Source organism: Streptomyces zingiberis (assembly GCF_012034935.1).
Classification (GTDB): domain Bacteria; phylum Actinomycetota; class Actinomycetes; order Streptomycetales; family Streptomycetaceae; genus Streptomyces; species Streptomyces zingiberis.
Genome location: NZ_JAATEN010000021.1, coordinates 29,398 through 45,176 on the forward strand (window position 1 = coordinate 29,398; position 15,779 = coordinate 45,176).

Genomic DNA, 15,779 nt, shown 5'->3' on the forward strand with positions numbered 1-15,779 from the left:
GCGCACCGAAGGAGCACCGGCATGACCGCACCACTCCAGCAGCTCGCCCACCGCCCCCACGGCGGCGGCCACGGCGCCGACGGCTACCGGGACGCCCCCGGGGACGGCACCGGCAGCGTGCTCGACCCCGTGGCGCTCGCCGTCGCGGAGATCGCCGCCGGCCGGCCGGTGGTGGTCGTGGACGACGAGGACCGGGAGAACGAGGGCGACCTCGTCGTCGCCGCCGAGCACGCCACCCCCGGGATCGTGGCGTTCATGATGACCGAGTGCCGCGGCCTGATCTGCGCCCCGCTGGAGGGCGCCGACCTCGACCGGCTCGACCTGCCGCAGATGGTGGGGACCAACACCGAGTCGATGTCCACCGCCTTCACCGTCTCCGTGGACGCCTCCGCCGCGCACGGCGTCACCACCGGGATCTCCGCCGCCGACCGCTCGGCCACCCTGCGGCTGCTCGCCGACGGCGGGAGCGCACCCGGCGACTTCGTCCGCCCGGGCCACGTCTTCCCGCTGCGCGCCCGGCCCGGCGGGGTACTGGCCCGGCCCGGTCACACCGAGGCCGGGGTGGACCTCGCGCGGCTCGCCGGACTGCGTCCGGCCGCGGCCATCGTGGAGATCGCGGCCGAGGACGGCACCATGCTCCGCCTGCCCGAGCTGGTGCCCTTCGCCCGCAAGCACGGTCTGGCGATCATCTCCATCGAGGACCTGATCGCCTACCGCCGCGCCGCCGGTCCGGCCGGGGTGGCCGACCCGGCCGGGACCCCCGCGCCCGCCGCCACCGCCGGGCACACCGGACCCACCGAGCCGGCCGGGGCACCCGGACCCGCCCCGGCCGCCCGCGCGTCCGCCGTCCCCGCGGCCGTACCCCCGGCCGTCCTGCCGGTGGTCCGCCGCGAGGCCGAGACGTGGCTGCCCACGCCCGCCGGTGAGTTCCGCGCGCTGGGCTACCGCGCCACGGCGGACGGCGTCGAGCACATCGCCCTCGTCCGCGGCGAGATCGGGGACGGGCGGGACGTCCTGGTGCGGGTCCACTCCGAGTGCCTCACCGGTGACGTCTTCGGCTCGCTGCGCTGTGACTGCGGCCCCCAGCTCCAGGCGTCGCTGGACCGGGTCGCCGAGGAGGGCCGTGGTGTCGTCCTCTACCTCCGGGGCCACGAGGGGCGCGGCATCGGCCTGCTGTCCAAGCTGCGGGCGTACGAACTGCAGGAGCAGGGCCGGGACACCCTCGACGCCAACCTCGAACTCGGCCTGCCCGCCGACGCCCGCGACTACGCGGCCGCCGCGTGGATCCTCGCCGACCTCGGGGTGGAGAGCCCGCGGCTGATGACCAACAACCCGGAGAAGACCGCGGCCCTGGCCGCGCACGGGCTGGAGGTGACCCGTGTGCCCGCGCCGGTGGCCGCCGGCGAGCACAATCTCCGGTATCTGCGCACCAAGCGCGACCGGATGGGCCACGACCTGCCCTGGCTGGAGGGCCGGCGGGCCACCGCCGCCCACCGGCGGTGACCGCGGGGGCCGGCCGGCGGGACCGGCCGGCACCCCGGCCCGGCCCAGGACCGGGCGAGACGCATGACGGCACACCCGCCCCGGCGGGCACGACACGAGGGAAGACGAGAACGTGAGCGGTAAGGGCGCACCCGACCTGTCCGTACAGGACTCCGGCGATCTGCGCGTGGCGGTGATCGCCGCGCAGTGGCACGAGCAGGTGATGGACGGGCTGCTGAACGGCGCGCTGCGCGCCCTCGGCGAGCTGGGCATCGAGGAGCCGACGGTGCTCCGCGTCCCCGGCAGCTTCGAACTCCCGGTCGTCGCCAAGGTGCTGGCGGACCGCGGCTACGACGCCCTCGTGGCGCTCGGCGTGGTCGTCCGCGGCGGGACGCCCCACTTCGACTACGTCTGCCAGGGCGTCACCCAGGGCCTCACCCAGGTCTCCGTGTCCTGCGGGGTGCCCATCGGGTTCGGCGTGCTCACCTGCGACACCGAGGAGCAGGCGCTGGACCGCGCCGGCCTGCCCGGCAGCCGGGAGGACAAGGGGCACGAGGCGGTCATGGCGGCCGTCGCCACCGCCACCACCCTGCGCTCCGTCGCCGAGCCGTGGCGCCGGGCGGATCCGGCGGGACAGCCCCGGCCCGCGAAACGGTAGGTTGGACCCACCATGGCGAACAAGACATTCGAGGGGCTCTTCGCCGAGCTCCAGCAGAAGGCCGCCACCGGCGACCCGGCCACCTCGCGCACCGCCGAGCTCGTCGCCGCGGGCGTGCACAGCATCGGCAAGAAGGTCGTCGAGGAGGCGGCCGAGGTGTGGATGGCGGCCGAGCACGAGGGCAGTGAGCGCACCGCCGAGGAGATCTCGCAGCTCCTCTACCATCTCCAGGTCATGATGGTCGCCCGGGGAATCTCCCTGGACGACGTATACGCTCATCTCTGAGCCCGCGCGCCGCCGGGGGCCCGCCGCCCCGGGCCCCCGGGCCGCCGGCGGTGTTCCCCGTTTCCCGGGTTTCCGGGCCCCCGCATCGCGGTTACCGGGCTCCCCGGGCCGTGCGGCCCTCCCGTCCCGCCCGGTGCCGGAGACGGCCGGGCACGGTCCCGCGGCCCGGCGGCGCGGGGGATTGGACGCCACCGGACCGCGGCCGCACAGCACACCCCGCCCCCGCCACCCCGAAGAAGCGAAGGAAAGCCTCATGCTCCGCATCGCCGTCCCCAACAAGGGTTCACTGTCGGAACCCGCGTCGGAGATGCTCCAGGAGGCCGGTTACAGGCAGCGCAAGGACCGCCGTGAGCTGGTCCTGGTCGACACCGACAACGACGTCGAGTTCTTCTTCCTCCGCCCCCGTGACATCGCCGTCTACGTCGGCTCCGGCCGGCTCGACATCGGCATCACCGGCCGTGATCTGCTGCTCGACTCGGGCGCGGACGCGGAGGAGATCATGCAGCTGGGCTTCGCCGGCTCCACCTTCCGCTACGCCACCCGTCCCGGAACCGCCCGGGACGTCAGGGACTTCGGCGGCATGACCGTCGCCACGTCCTTCGCCGGCCTGGTCGAGAAGCACCTCGCCGACCACGGCGTCGACGCCTCCGTGGTGCACCTCGACGGTGCCGTGGAGACCGCCATCCAGCTCGGTGTGGCCGAGATCATCGCCGATGTCGTGGAGACCGGCACCACCCTGCGCAACGCCGGGCTGGACATCATCGGTGAGCCGATCCTGACCAGCGAGGCCGTGGTCATCCGCCGCACCGGCGAGGACGGCGAGGAGCCCAAGGTGCGGCAGTTCCTCCGCCGGATGCACGGCGTCCTCGTCGCCCGCCGCTACGTGATGATGGACTACGACATCCGCGAGGAGCACGTGGAGCGGGCCGTCGCCCTCACCCCCGGCCTGGAGTCGCCGACGGTCTCCCCGCTGCACCACGAGGGGTGGGTCGCCGTCCGTTCCATGGTCCCCTCCCGGGACGCCCAGCGGATCATGGACGAGCTGTACGACCTGGGCGCGCGGGCCATCCTCACCACCGGCATCCACGCGTGCCGGCTGTGACCGCGTGATCCCGTGATCCGGTGACCCCGACGCGGCCGGCGGCCCCGGTCCCGCGCCGCGTCCCCTCCGGCCCCTGACCCGACCGCGCGTCCCGCCCGTCCGGGCACCGCCCCGGGCGGGGCGCCGCGGCCCACCCCCGACCTCCCGGAGAGCGCCGTGTCCTCCTCCGCCCCCGACCCTTCGGGCCTGCCCGCCCTGCCCGCGCTGCCCGTCACCTTCCGGCCGGCCCGTACCCGGGCCGTCCTGCTCACCGCGGGCACCGCGATCCTGGTCACCCTCACCCTCCTCGGGCTGGCCCTGCCGCTCGGCCTCGGGGAACGCCTGAGCTTCGTGGCCACGGGCCTGCTCGGCCTGGGCGTCATGCTGCTGCTGAGCCGCCCCCGGGTGGAGGCCGACGAACAGGGCGTCACGGTGGTCAACCTGACCACCCGGCGGCGGCTGGCCTGGGCCGAGGTGCTGCGGGTCAACCTCCGCCCCGGCGATCCCTGGGTCTCCCTCGACCTGGCCGACGGCTCCCACCTGCCCGCCATGGGTATCCAGCCCGGCGTCGCCCGCGAGCGGGCCCTCGCCGACGCCCGCGCGCTGCGGGCCCTCGCCGACCACCACGGCAGCGGCCCGGCGGACGGCTGACAGCCGGCCCGCCCGGGGTCGCCCCGAGGGGCGGACGAGGAGGGGCGCCGGCAGCCGCGCCCGCCCCTCGGTTCACCCGATCGGGCGAGGTCAGGGGTGGCGCCGGGCCCCGGCGGGAGGGCGCCCCGCCCGCGGCCGCCGGCCCCGCGGGGGCCGGGCGCGCGCGTCCGCGGACCTTCGCACCCCCGCGGGCAGTGGCTACGCTGTCCCCGGTGGCGCGACGCGCGCCCCGCCCCGCGCCGGCCGGGCGCCGCGCAGGCCGGCCCTGCGGGGCAGCTGCCAGCCGAGGAGTGAATTCCTTAGCCGATGGACGGTTCGTCCGGTAGTACCCGCGCCGCCTCACCCCGGGCGGCGACATGATCGTTCCCCTGCTCCTGCTCGCCGCCGCCGTGCTGCTGATCCTCGCCTGCGGCTTCTTCGTGGCCGCGGAGTTCGGCCTCGTCACCGTCGAACGCGCGGACGCCGAACGCGCCGCCGCCGAGGGCGACCGCCGCGCCGCGGCCGTCGTCCGCGCCCTGCACGAACTCTCCTTCCAGCTCTCCGGCACCCAGCTCGGCATCACCCTCACCTCGCTGGTGGTGGGCATGCTCGCCGAACCGGCCGTGGCCCGGCTGCTGGCCGGCCCGCTCACCGCCGCCGGGCTGCCCGCGGGTGTGGTGCCCGGGGTGGCGCTGGCGGTGGGGGTCCTGCTGGCCTCGGCCGTACAGATGGTCGCCGGTGAACTCGTGCCGAAGAACTGGGCGGTGTCCCGGCCGCTCCAGGTCGCCCGGCTGGTGGCCGGGCCGAGTCACGCCTTCGCCGCCTTCTTCCGGCCGGTGATCGCCGGGCTCAACTCGGTGGCCAACCGGCTGGTCCGGGCGCTGGGCGTGGAGCCCACCGAGCACCGCGACTCCGCCCGCACCCCGGGCGAACTGGTCTCCCTCGCTCGCCACTCCGCCCGCGCGGGCGTCCTGGAACAGGACACCGCGGACCTTTTCGAGCGCACCCTGTCGCTGGCCGGGCTCTCCGCCGTCCACGTCATGACGCCCCGGGTGCGGGTCGCGGCGCTCGGGACGGAGGCGACCGCGCAGGACGTCGTCAACCTCAGCCGGGCCACCGGGCTCTCCCGCTTCCCCGTGCACCGGGGGCGGCTCGACGAGGTGGTCGCCATGGTCCACCTCAAGGACGCCCTCGCGGTGCCGGTGCGGGAGCGGCCGCGCACACCGGTCACGGAGGCCGGGGTGCCCCCGCTGCTGGTGCCCGAGACCCTGCCCGTCCAGCGCCTGCTGGAGCGGCTCCGCCGGGAGCAGCCCATCGCGGTCGTCGTGGACGAGTACGGCGGCACCGCCGGGGTGGTGACCCTGGAGGACATCGTCGAGGAGCTCGTCGGCGAGGTGCGCGACGAACACGACGGGCACTACGGGCACGCCGCCGCCGGCCCGCCCGCGCCCGCCGCCGTCCCGGCCGAGGACGGCAGGCCCGCCTGGGACGCGGACGGCGACTGCCGGGTGGACGCGCTCCGGCCGATCGGCCTGGCCGCGCCCGAGGGCCCCTACGGCACCGTCGCCGGTCTCGTCGCGGACCTCCTCGGCAGGATCCCCGCCGTCGGGGACACGGCCGAACTCCCCGGCTGGCGGCTGCGGGTCCGCCGGGTCGGCCACCACCGGGCCGAGGTGGTGCGCCTGGTGCGCACCACCGGCCCACGTTCCCGCTCCGCACCGGGCGCCCCCGGCGCCGCTCCCGGGGACCTGCCGGCCACCCCCGCGGCGCCCGCGGCGGGAGCCGCCCCCGCGCCCGGGCCGGGGAGCGTGCCCGCGCCGCCCGGCCGGCCGCGGCCGGAGCTGCCCGCGGGAGCGGCCGCGGCGCGCGGCGCGGCGCACGCCGGGGGCGCCCGGTGACGGCCCTCCAGCTCCTGTTCGGCACCGTGCTCCTGCTGGGCAACGCCTTCTTCGTCGGCGCCGAGTTCGCCCTGGTCTCGGTGCGCCGCAGCCAGATCGAGCCGCTCGCGGCGGCCGGTTCGGCCCGGGCCCGCACCGTGCTCACCGGCCTGGAGAATCTTCCGCAGATGATGGCGGCCGCCCAGTTCGGCATCACCGCCTGTTCGCTGACGCTCGGCGCCGTCGCCGAACCCACCGTGGCCCGGCTCCTGGAACCGCTCTGCCGGGCCGCCGGGCTGCCCGCGCCGGCGGCGCACGCGCTGGGGTACGCCGTGGCCCTGGCCCTGGTCGTCGTCCTGCACCTGGTGGTGGGGGAGATGGTGCCGAAGAACCTGGCGCTGGCCGCGCCCGGGCGGACCGCACTGCGGCTGGGCCCGCCGCTGGTGGCCTTCGCCCGGCTCTGCCGGCCCGTGACGGGGCTGCTCGGCGCCTGTGCCCGGCAGGTGCTCCGGCTCTTCCGGGTGGAGACCCGGGACGAGCTCGAGACCGTCTACACCCGCGAACAGCTCGGCCGTCTCGTCGCCGACTCGCACCAGGCGGGGCTGCTCGCCCCGGAGGAGCGGGCACGGCTGGCCGACGCGCTGGGACTCGGCAGCAGGACCGTCGCCGAGGTGCTGCTCGACCCGGCCTCCCTGGTCACCGTCGGGCCGGACGCCACCGCCCGGCAGATCGAACGGCTGACCGTGCGGACCGGGTTCTCCCGCTTCCCCGTACACGGCGGGGGCGGCCCGGGCCCGGCGGGCTTCCTCGGCTACGTCCACGTGAAGGACGTGCTGGACCCCGAGGAAGAGCCGGACGCGCCCGGCCCGGACGCCGCCGGCCCGGATCCGGCCCTGTCCCCGCGGGTGCTCCGCCCGATGCCCGTCCTCCGTCCCGGGACCCCGCTGGACGACGCGCTCACCGCGATGCGCCGCGCCGCGGCCCATCTCGCGCAGGTCGCGGACGCCTCCGGGCGGGTGCTGGGCCTGGTCACCCTGGAGGACGTACTGGAGACCCTGGTCGGCGAGGTCCGGGATCCCGCGCACCGCGCCCGCGCCGGGCTCACCGCCCAGCGCGGCGCGCGGGTGGTGCCCCGCCGGCCGCGCCCCGCCCGCCCGCGGACCCCGGCCCGCGACCGGGCCGGCTCCGGGCCCGTGGCCGGTCTCTCCGCCGGCGCGGACGGAGCCACGGGGCACGAGCCGCCCTGACCACCCGGCCGGCGCGGCCTCCCGCCGGCGCGCTCACAGCGGCCGGGGCCCGGGATCCATCGGGCCCCGGCCGGAGAGCACCTCCCCGTACGCCTGCATCAGGTCGGGCAGCCGCAGCGTGGCGAGGTCCCCCCGGGAGGGGGCGCCGGCGTAACCGGAGAGCCGCAGGTCGCGGTAGGCGCAGCTCTTCTCGTAGAGGGTGCGCAGAAAGCGCCCGTTGCCGAGCTCGTCGATCCACCCCTGGTCGACGACGTGCCCGCAGATGGAGCGGAGTTCCTCCAGGGCGTCCTCGTCCCAGCCGTCCCCGTTCTCCGCGGCCAGCACCTCCCCGATCCGGGTCAGCTCCGGCGGCCGGTAGCTGGGGAAGTCCACCCGGGTGGTGAAGCGGGAGCCGAGGCCGGGGTTGGCCGCGATCAGCCGGTCCATGCCCTCGGGGTAGCCGGCGAGGATGACGACGAGCCGGTCCCGGTTGTCCTCCGCCCGCTTCAGCAGGACCTGCAGGGCCTCGTCCCCGTACGCGTCGCCCTTGCTGTAGGCGGAGTTGGAGAGGCTGTACGCCTCGTCGACGAAGAGCACCCCGCCGAGGGCGGAGTCGATCAGCTCGTTGGCCTTGACGGCCGTCTGGCCGAGGAACTCGCCTACCATGTCGGCGCGCTGGGCCTCCACCAGGTGGTCGCCGCCGAGCAGGCCCAGGGCGTAGAAGACCCGGCCGAGGATCCGGGCCACGGTGGTCTTCCCCGTGCCCGACGGCCCGGAGAAGACGAAGTGCCGCTTGGGGGGCTGCACGGGAAGCCCCTCACCGGCCCGCAGCCGGGCCATGTGGAGCTGCGCGGACAGCGCCCGGACCTGGCGCTTGACCGGCTCCAGGCCGACCATCCGCTCCAGTTCGTCCAGCGCCTGCGCCAGCAGGACCGGGTCGGGCGGGCCGTCGGGCAGCGGCTCGGCCGGCCGCGGCTGCACCGGCAGGACCGCCTTCTGCCGCGGCCCGTCCGGGTCGAGCGACGCCGCCGGGGACAACGGGCCGCCGTCGGCGCCCGCGTCCCGGCCGCCCGGCGGCGCGGTGAGGTCCCGCCCGGGGTCCGGCGGCGGCTCGGTGCCGTATCCGTCGGCGTCGGCGAGCGCGTCCGCCAGATCCTGGCCGCCGATGCCGGCGCCGGCGAGCGAGACGGCCGCCAGGTCACCCGCCTCCAGGCCGTCGCCGTCGGATATCGCCGCGAGCCGCGCGGCGGTGTCCATGAACGCCGGGTCCACCCGGTGCACGGCGCGGTACAGGGGCAGGGCGGCGGCGCTGCGGCCGGTGCCCTCCCGGGCCCGGGCCAGCCAGTAGCGCAGCTCCTTGCGCTGGGGCTGCTCGCTCCGGCAGCGCATCAGGGCGCCCGACAGGAGCGGTTCGGCCTGCCCGTACATCTCCAGCCGGACCCGGGCCATGCCGCCGAAGAGGCCCGCCTCGATGCCCAGCAGGGGATCGTCCAGCAGCGGGCCGGTGTGCCGGATCAGCAGTTCCCAGTCCTTGACGAGGTAGGCGCGGCAGGCGTGGAGGAACCGCACCTGTGGGTCGGCGTCCACCGGCGGGCACCCCGCCAGGGCCCGGTCCAGCTCGGGGACGTGGCGGCCGTCGAGCCAGTGCGAGGCGTGTGCCAGCAGCAGGTCCCGCGGGCTCTCCAGCACGGGCTGGACCCACCAGCCGAGCCAGTACCAGGAGTTGAGTTTCCGGGCGTGCCGGGCGCGCTGCTCGCCGAAGCGGTCGCGGTGGCGGTACATGCGGAGCAGGGCGGTGGCCGGCTCCACCCGCAGGGCGTGCAGCCCGAGCCAGGCGTCGGCCATGCCCGGGTCCGTCCGGACCGCGGCCCGGAACTCGTCCTCCGCCTGCGCGTAGGCGCCCATGGTGTAGGCGTCGACGGCGCGCAGCCAGGCGACGTCGGCCGGCGAGTCGTCCCGGTCGTGGATGCCGAAGTCCATCGCGTCCCCCACAACGTTCCCCCCGTGGTGGCGGCCGGCGGGCGCCGGGCCGCGGCGTGTGCCTGTCAACCACCGTGCGGCGGGAGGGAATTGCGGCTCCTCCCGCGAGGCATCGTACCTGCGGGGACACCACCTGCCGAAGGGTGCCGTGCAGGTGGGGGGCGGTATCGGCCCCGGGAGGCGGGGGGCGCGGGGGTGTGGCCGGCGATCACCGAGTGTGATCGCGGGGGCGGAGTCGCGGCCCGGAATGCGGCTTTGATGCGGCGCCCGGGCAGAACGAAGCCCCCGATCACGGGGGAACAACCGGGGGCTTCGCGTCCGCGTGCGGCCGTTGAGAAACCGCACAGTGAGAACGTAAGACCTGACCCGCCGCCAGGTCAAGCGGAGTTGGCGGACCCGCGGCCGTGTCTCCCGGGGGTGGCGCGGGGACGGCCCGGGCGTGACCGGGGTGGCGCGGCGGGTGCCCGGGACCGGGCGCGTCGCCGGACTGCGCAGCGAGGGGAATCGCTCACGCTGCGTTAATTTCGCGCCTGATCATTCCGGCTTCCCGGTTCTCCAGAACCACAGATATCCCTCTGGTCCCTGACGCACCAGCAGATCGGCGTGGGGGCGCGTAGGGTCGCCCGCGAAATGTTTCTGCTCCGACCGGGTCCAGCCGTCCCAGAAAGTGGACAATTCCGGCCCGTCGCGCCGCCGGCCGCGCTCCCAGGCCGTCCCCGCCGCGAGATCCATCCAGCACAGCAGGGCCAGTGAGGGGCGCAGCGCGCGCCGGCCGGCACCCACCCCCTCGACCAGTACCACCGGTGCGGGCGCCACCTCCCGCTCCCCCGTGAACCGCCCGTGCTCCCAGTCGTAGACCTGGTGGCGGCCGGGCCGGCCGTGCGCGAAGGGCAGCAGGAGCTGCCGCCGGAAGCGGTCCGTCCAGCCGAACGGCTCCTCGTGGGTGGCCAGGTCGTCCAGATGGACCACGGGGGCGCCGCCGAGGGCCGCCGCGAGACGGCCGGTGAAGGTGGACTTGCCCGAACCGGCGTGACCGTCCACGGCCACCAGCCGCACCGGCCCGCACGACGGCGGCAGCGTCCCCACCCGCCGTGCGAGGGCGGCGACCCCGCCGGGGCCCGCCCCGGCGGACGCGCCGTCCTCCGGGGCGCCCGGCCCCCCGTGGCCGGGCCGGGGGAGACCGGCGGGCCGCGGGGCGTCGCCGCCGCTGCCGCCGCGCCCGGCGGCGGGGTCCCTCCCGTGGCCCGGGGCAGCCGCCTCCGCGCCGTCCGGGCCGCCGGCTGGGCCGGCCTCCGGGACGGCCTCCCCGGGGTGTGCCCCCGCCGGGCGGGCCATCGGGTCGGCCGGTCGGCCGGTGCCGTACGGCGGCGGGCGGCGCTCAGCGGGCACGGCAGCCGCCCGACCGCCGTACGGCGGCGCGCCCCTCCGGCGGGGTCACCCGGCTCACCCGGCCGTGTGGCCTCCGCGCGTCACCGGCCTGCCCTGTCCTCACGCCCGTCACGCTAACCGCCGCCGCCGCGCCGGGCCACCGCCGGGTGGGAGGACGCACGCCACGGGCGCCCGGGGGCGGGCGTCGCTGCCGGTCCATGTGCCGCCCTGCCGTCCCCGCCCCGCCGCCCGGTCACGGCCACGGCCACCCGGGCGAGGAGACGAGGAGGTGCGCGCGGCCGGACAGGCCCCGGCCCTGCCGCCCCCGCCCCGCGTCCGCCGGGTGGGAGCGGCGGCCCTCTCCCGGTGCTCCTCCCGGGGGTGTGGCCGGCCGATCCGCCGACATGCGGGCCGACATCTGGCCGGAGGGAAGGAGCACGGGGATAGTGGAAGCTTCCCGCGGGCGGCCCGCCGGTGCCCCCGGGGACCGCAGTCACGACGTCATGTACCCGTGCCTCAGGGGCCCGACCGGCCCCGGACTGGGGGAATCCCGTATGACCTCACCGACACCACGGCGCACCCTGCTGGCCGCGGCGATCGCCGTCGCGGCGGGTGCCGCGGCGGCCCCCGCCGCCTTCGGCGCACCCGCGGCCGGACGGGGCGCCGCTTCTCCCGCGGACGGTGCCGCGCCGTCCCGCCCGGCCGGACCGACCGTGCGGAAGGGCGTGCCCCGCGTGGACCACCACAGCTGGACCACCGCCGCCGACTGGCGCTCGGGGACCGCGCGCGGCGTCACCGTCCGCACCGGCCGCAGACCGGGGGTGGCGATCGCCGCCCCCGCCGGCCGCACCGACTACACCGACCCCCACACGCAGAAGAAGGCCACCTGGGAGTACGCCGTCTGGACCGGTCCGGTCCGGCGGCTCGCCGTCCCGGCGGACGAGATCGTCGCCTCCTGGAACGCGGACACCCCGGCCGGCACCTGGATCCAGGTCGAGCTGCGCGGCACCTACACCGACGGCACCGCCACACCCTGGTATGTGATGGGCCGCTGGGCGGCCGGTGACGGGGACATCCGCCGCACCTCCGTCGACGACCAGTCGGACGGCCGTTCCACCGTCTGGACCGACACGCTCGCCGTGAACGGCTCCGCCGGGGACCTGCGCCTGGCGTCGTACCGGCTGCGGCTCACCCTGTACCGCGCGCCCGGCGGTGGGCGCACCCCGATCGTGTGGCGGCTGGACGCGATGGCCTCCGACATCCCGGACCGCTTCACCGTCCCCGCCTCCACCCCGGGCCTGCCCGGCGGGCGCGAACTCGAGGTGCCCCGCTACTCGCAGAACATCCACATCGGGCAGTACCCGGAGTACGACAACGGCGGCGAGGCCTGGTGCAGTCCCACCTCCTCCCAGATGGTGATCGAGTACTGGGGCCGCAAGCCCACCGAGGAACAGCTGTCCTGGGTGAACCCGGAGTTCGCCGACCCCCAGGTCTGCCACGCGGCCCGCTACACCTTCGACTACCAGTACGACGGTTGCGGCAACTGGCCCTTCAACGCCGCCTACGCGGCGACCTACCGGGACCTGCAGTCCACCGTCACCCGCCTCGGCTCCCTGAACGACGTGGAGAAACTGATCCACGCGGGCATCCCGGTGATAACGTCCCAGTCCTTCCTCGCGTCCGAACTGACCGGCGCGGGGTACGGCACCGCCGGCCACCTGATGTGCCTCATCGGCTTCACCGCGGACGGCGACATCATCGCCAACGACCCGGCGAGCGACAGCAACCCGGCGGTCCGGCGCGTCTACAAGCGCCGGGAGTTCGAGAACATCTGGCTGCGGACGAAGCGCTACAACGCCTCCGGCAACGAGGCGGGCGGCAGTGGCGGCATCTGCTACCTCTACTGGCCGGCCACCCCGGCACCAAGCCAGCACAAGGTCCTGCGGGAGCTGGGCATCGTGTGAGCGGGTGCTCAACCGGGGTCCGTCCACGAATCGCCGGTGTACCGCCCGCCGACGTCGGGCGGTACACCGGCGAGGTGGCCAGTCCTCGTGGTCGGGGCACACACGGTTGTGGGGCCCCGTCGGCAGTCAGCACCAGGGCTCCGGTCCCGCTGTCCTCCCCGTCGACGGGGAGGACAGCCAACGGATCGTCGCCTACGTCGCGCCGACCGCGGGAGCGGACCCGGATGCTTCCGCCCTGCGCGACCACGTCGGCACCCTGCTGCCGGGGCATCGGGTTCCGGCGGCCGTGGTCCTGCTGCCCACCTTGCCCTGCACCGCCGGCGGCGAGCTCGACCGGCGTGCCCTTCCCGCTCCCACCTTCGAAGCGGGGCGGGGACGGATGCCCGCCACCCTTGCCGAGGACGTGCCGTCGCGCAGTTCGCGAGGGGCTGGGGCTGCCGGGAGGTGTCGGGGCCGGCAGCGGATTCTTCGTCCTCGGGGACGCTCGCTGCTCGCCACGCGGCTGCTGTCCCGGATCGGTACCCGTCTCGGGGCACGCTCGGTGCTGATCTGCCGGTCACAGAGCCGTGCGATGCCCGACGGACACCCGGCCCCCGCTCCTGTCGCCTCCTCTTTCTTCTTCCCGTGCCGGTCTGCGGCGGGTGTCTCCGGCCGGGTTCGCTAGACGGCGGCCCAGCCGTCGTCCACGGGGATGACCGCGCCGTTGACGAACGCCGCCTCCTCCGAGGCGAGGAAGACGATCACGTCGGCCTGTTCCTCCGCGCTGCCCAGACGGCCGATGCCGGCGCCGATCAGGCCCCCCACGATCCCGGCGCCGAGGGAATCGGGGCGCGCCTCGACCCGGATGTTCGTGATCGTCGGTCCCGGGGCGACGGCGTTGGCCCGGATGCCCTCCTTGCGGTACATCACGGCGAGGTTCTTCACCAGCCCGGTGACGCCGTGCTTGGCCGCGGTGTACGCGGCGCCGGCCGCGCCGCCGCGCAGCCCCGCCTCGGAGCCGGTGAAGACCAGGCAGCCCCCTCCCGCGGCGCGCATGTGTGGCAGGACCGCGCGGGTGAGCAGGAAGGGCGCGGTGAGGTTGATCCGCAGCACTCGCTCCCATTCCGCGTCTTCCGTCTCGTGGAGGGCCGACATCCGGTCCATGACGCCGGCGTTGTTGACGAGGACGTCGATCCGTCCGTAGGCCTCCAGGGCGCGGTTCACGACCGTGTCCACCACGGCCTTCTCGGTGAGGTCGCCCGGGACGGCCAGGGCGGTGCCGCCCGCGGCCGTGATCTCCTTCGCCGTTCCCCGCACCCCGTCCGCGTCGAGGTCGGCGAGGAGCAGCCGGTCGCCCCCCGCGGCGAAGCGCAGCGCGGCGGACCGGCCGATCCCGGAGGCGGCGCCGGTGACGAGGACGGCGCGGGTGCCGGGGCCGCCGGTGTCCCGCGCGGGGTCCGTGTCGCCGGGGTGGCGGGTGGCATCGGTGGAGATCATGCGGGTGCCTCTTCCTGGGGGTGCCGGGGTCCGGGCCGCGCCTCTCCCGACGGGTGCGCCGGCCGGTCCGGCGTACCGGCGGTGCGTGCCGTGTGCGGCGTGGTTGGTGACAGGGGAGCGAGCCGCCAGACCGTGCCCTCGCCGTGGGCCGAGAGCAGCAGAGCTCCGTCGGGTGCCGACGCCAGTCCGGCGAAGCGGCGCGGGACCCCGGGCATGGGACCCGCGAACAGGTGAGCGGCAGGCCCGCCCCCGGCCGGGAAGGGGCCGAGCGGCAGTTCCCCGGCGATCACCCGCCGCTCGACGGTGTCCGGGTCGACGCCGAGTAGCCGCCGCCTCCCGGTCTCCACGGTGAACACCTCGCCGCCCGCCACGGCCACGCCTTGCGGCGCGTCGAGGCCGGTGGCGACCACGACCGGCTCGCCCGGCACACCGCCGTGGAGCCGGAGCAGGGTGCCCCGTTCCTCGTCGGTCACGTAGAGGTGCCCGGCGTCGTCGAACGCCACGTCGACGGGTCTGCCGAGCCCGGTGAGCAGGGGTTCGGGCCCTGGCCCGGAGCCGGAGCCGGGTTCCGGGGGTGTGTCGGGATCCTCCTCGCGCGCTGCGGCGGGCCCCGGGCGTGGTGCGAGGGTGACGATCCGGCCGGCGCCGCTCTCGGCGATGACGAGCGTGCCGTCCGCCCGGACGGCGATCCCGTTCGGCTGGTCAAGCCCGCTTGCCAGGACCCGGTCCTGTTCCTCCGCCGGGTCGTGGGTGGTGACGGTCCCGAACTGTGAGGTGATGTGGACCGGACCGGCGGGATCGGCGGCGATGCCGTGGGCGAAATGCACCCGCCGTTCGGTGACCGGGGGGCCGGGCCGGTCGCCGTCCCCGGCCGGCCGGGTGATCCGGTAATGGTCCGCCGTGTGCACCTGGCCGCCCAGGTCGACGGTGACCCCGTAAGGGCCGGCCAGGCCCGGCGTCACGATCTCGCGCACCCGGCCGTCCGGGAGGAGTTCGACGACTCCGCTGTCGGCGAAGCCGGACACGTACATCCGGTTCTCGGTGTCGAAGGCGGCGTTGTCCAACCCCGGCACGCCGGTGTCCTGGACCCGCCGCCGGCCGCTGCCGTGCAGGTCGATCCGGGTCACCAGGCCGCGGGGACCGCAGGAGAGCACGTGCATCTCCCCGGCGAGGTCGAAGCGGACGGCCACCGGCTGGGGCAGCCCGTCGGCGACGAGTTCGGGTGTGCCGCCGTCCGGTGGGACGCGCCACACCTGACCGGTCATCATGTGTGGGTAGTACAGGTGGCCGTCGGGCCCCCGCTGCATCGCGTTGCCCAGGGCCAGGTCGGCGGCGAGTTCGACGGGCTTCCGGCCGTCGGGGAAGAGTTCCAGCAGCCGTCCGCCGGGGCGCATCTCGTTGACGAACAGCCGGTCGCCGAGGCAGGTGATGCCGTTGACGGCGACCACCCCGTCCTCGACCACGCGCCATGCGCCTGCCGGGTCCCGCCGCCACACCAGTCCGGGGACGAGATCGGCGACGTAGAGCGAACCGTCGGCGCCGAAGGCCAAGTCGTCGGGGGAGCTCAGCGGCCCGCCCGGCGGCACCACCGGCTCGACGTCACCGGTCACCGGGTCGACGGCGCTGATCATCCCGGCGAGGTACTGGGCGACCCACAGCCGCCCGTCGGGCCCGAAGGCCACACCGTTGGCGCCCCAAAGGCGGCTCGGGGCGTTGAGGCGGCGGAGTGTCCAGTGCGGGTCGGTCACGGGT

General features: G+C 76.0%; 12 protein-coding genes. 8 read left to right on the forward strand and 4 right to left on the reverse strand.

Annotated elements, in window-relative coordinates; all coding sequences use genetic code 11:
• The first annotated feature begins 21 nt into the window (after nucleotides 1-21).
• The 7 genes from ribB (at nucleotide 22) to HCK00_RS21870 (ending at nucleotide 7,260) form a co-directional block, all read left to right on the forward strand.
• On the forward strand, nucleotides 22-1,503 hold the full coding sequence (ribB, locus tag HCK00_RS21840) for a 3,4-dihydroxy-2-butanone-4-phosphate synthase (protein ID WP_168103730.1): 1,482 nt from the start codon (nucleotides 22-24) through the stop codon (nucleotides 1,501-1,503).
• Between the two features lie 112 nt (nucleotides 1,504-1,615).
• Nucleotides 1,616-2,140, forward strand: a complete 525-nt coding sequence (ribH, locus tag HCK00_RS21845) for a 6,7-dimethyl-8-ribityllumazine synthase (protein WP_168103731.1) — start codon at nucleotides 1,616-1,618, stop codon at nucleotides 2,138-2,140.
• Between the two features lie 12 nt (nucleotides 2,141-2,152).
• Nucleotides 2,153-2,425, forward strand: a complete 273-nt coding sequence (locus HCK00_RS21850; protein ID WP_168103732.1) for a phosphoribosyl-ATP diphosphatase — start codon at nucleotides 2,153-2,155, stop codon at nucleotides 2,423-2,425.
• Nucleotides 2,426-2,678: 253 nt separating this feature from the next.
• Nucleotides 2,679-3,527, forward strand: a complete 849-nt coding sequence (hisG, locus tag HCK00_RS21855; protein WP_168103733.1) for an ATP phosphoribosyltransferase — start codon at nucleotides 2,679-2,681, stop codon at nucleotides 3,525-3,527.
• Nucleotides 3,528-3,683: 156 nt separating this feature from the next.
• A complete protein-coding gene (locus HCK00_RS21860) occupies nucleotides 3,684-4,157 on the forward strand; it encodes a PH domain-containing protein (protein ID WP_168103734.1) in 474 nt (157 codons plus the stop codon).
• A 356-nt stretch (nucleotides 4,158-4,513) separates the two neighbouring features.
• Nucleotides 4,514-6,034, forward strand: coding sequence for a hemolysin family protein (locus HCK00_RS21865; protein ID WP_168103735.1), 1,521 nt, complete (start codon nucleotides 4,514-4,516; stop codon nucleotides 6,032-6,034).
• Nucleotides 6,031-7,260, forward strand: coding sequence for a hemolysin family protein (locus HCK00_RS21870; RefSeq protein ID WP_168103736.1), 1,230 nt, complete (start codon nucleotides 6,031-6,033; stop codon nucleotides 7,258-7,260). Before HCK00_RS21865 ends, HCK00_RS21870 begins: the two co-directional genes overlap by 4 nt.
• Nucleotides 7,261-7,293: 33 nt before the next feature.
• Here the strand turns inward: HCK00_RS21870 and HCK00_RS21875 are convergent, their stop codons facing one another.
• Together HCK00_RS21875 and HCK00_RS21880 are read right to left on the reverse strand one after the other, a co-directional pair.
• Nucleotides 7,294-9,219, reverse strand: a complete 1,926-nt coding sequence (locus HCK00_RS21875; RefSeq protein WP_168103798.1) for an AAA family ATPase — start codon at nucleotides 9,217-9,219, stop codon at nucleotides 7,294-7,296.
• A 534-nt stretch (nucleotides 9,220-9,753) separates the two neighbouring features.
• Nucleotides 9,754-10,266: a uridine kinase family protein gene (locus HCK00_RS21880; RefSeq protein WP_375781994.1), complete on the reverse strand. Its 513-nt coding sequence runs from the start codon at nucleotides 10,264-10,266 to the stop codon at nucleotides 9,754-9,756.
• 875 nt (nucleotides 10,267-11,141) lie between these two features.
• On the opposite strand from HCK00_RS21880, the gene HCK00_RS21885 reads away from it, so the two are divergent.
• On the forward strand, nucleotides 11,142-12,551 hold the full coding sequence (locus tag HCK00_RS21885; RefSeq protein ID WP_168103738.1) for a C39 family peptidase: 1,410 nt from the start codon (nucleotides 11,142-11,144) through the stop codon (nucleotides 12,549-12,551).
• 660 nt (nucleotides 12,552-13,211) lie between these two features.
• Here the strand turns inward: HCK00_RS21885 and HCK00_RS21890 are convergent.
• Complete coding sequence (locus HCK00_RS21890; RefSeq protein WP_168103739.1) at nucleotides 13,212-14,027, reverse strand: SDR family NAD(P)-dependent oxidoreductase; 816 nt, start codon at nucleotides 14,025-14,027, stop codon at nucleotides 13,212-13,214.
• Nucleotides 14,024-15,775, reverse strand: a complete 1,752-nt coding sequence (locus HCK00_RS21895; RefSeq protein WP_206320722.1) for a hypothetical protein — start codon at nucleotides 15,773-15,775, stop codon at nucleotides 14,024-14,026. Before HCK00_RS21895 ends, HCK00_RS21890 begins: the two co-directional genes overlap by 4 nt.
• Between the last annotated feature and the right edge of the window lie 4 nt (nucleotides 15,776-15,779).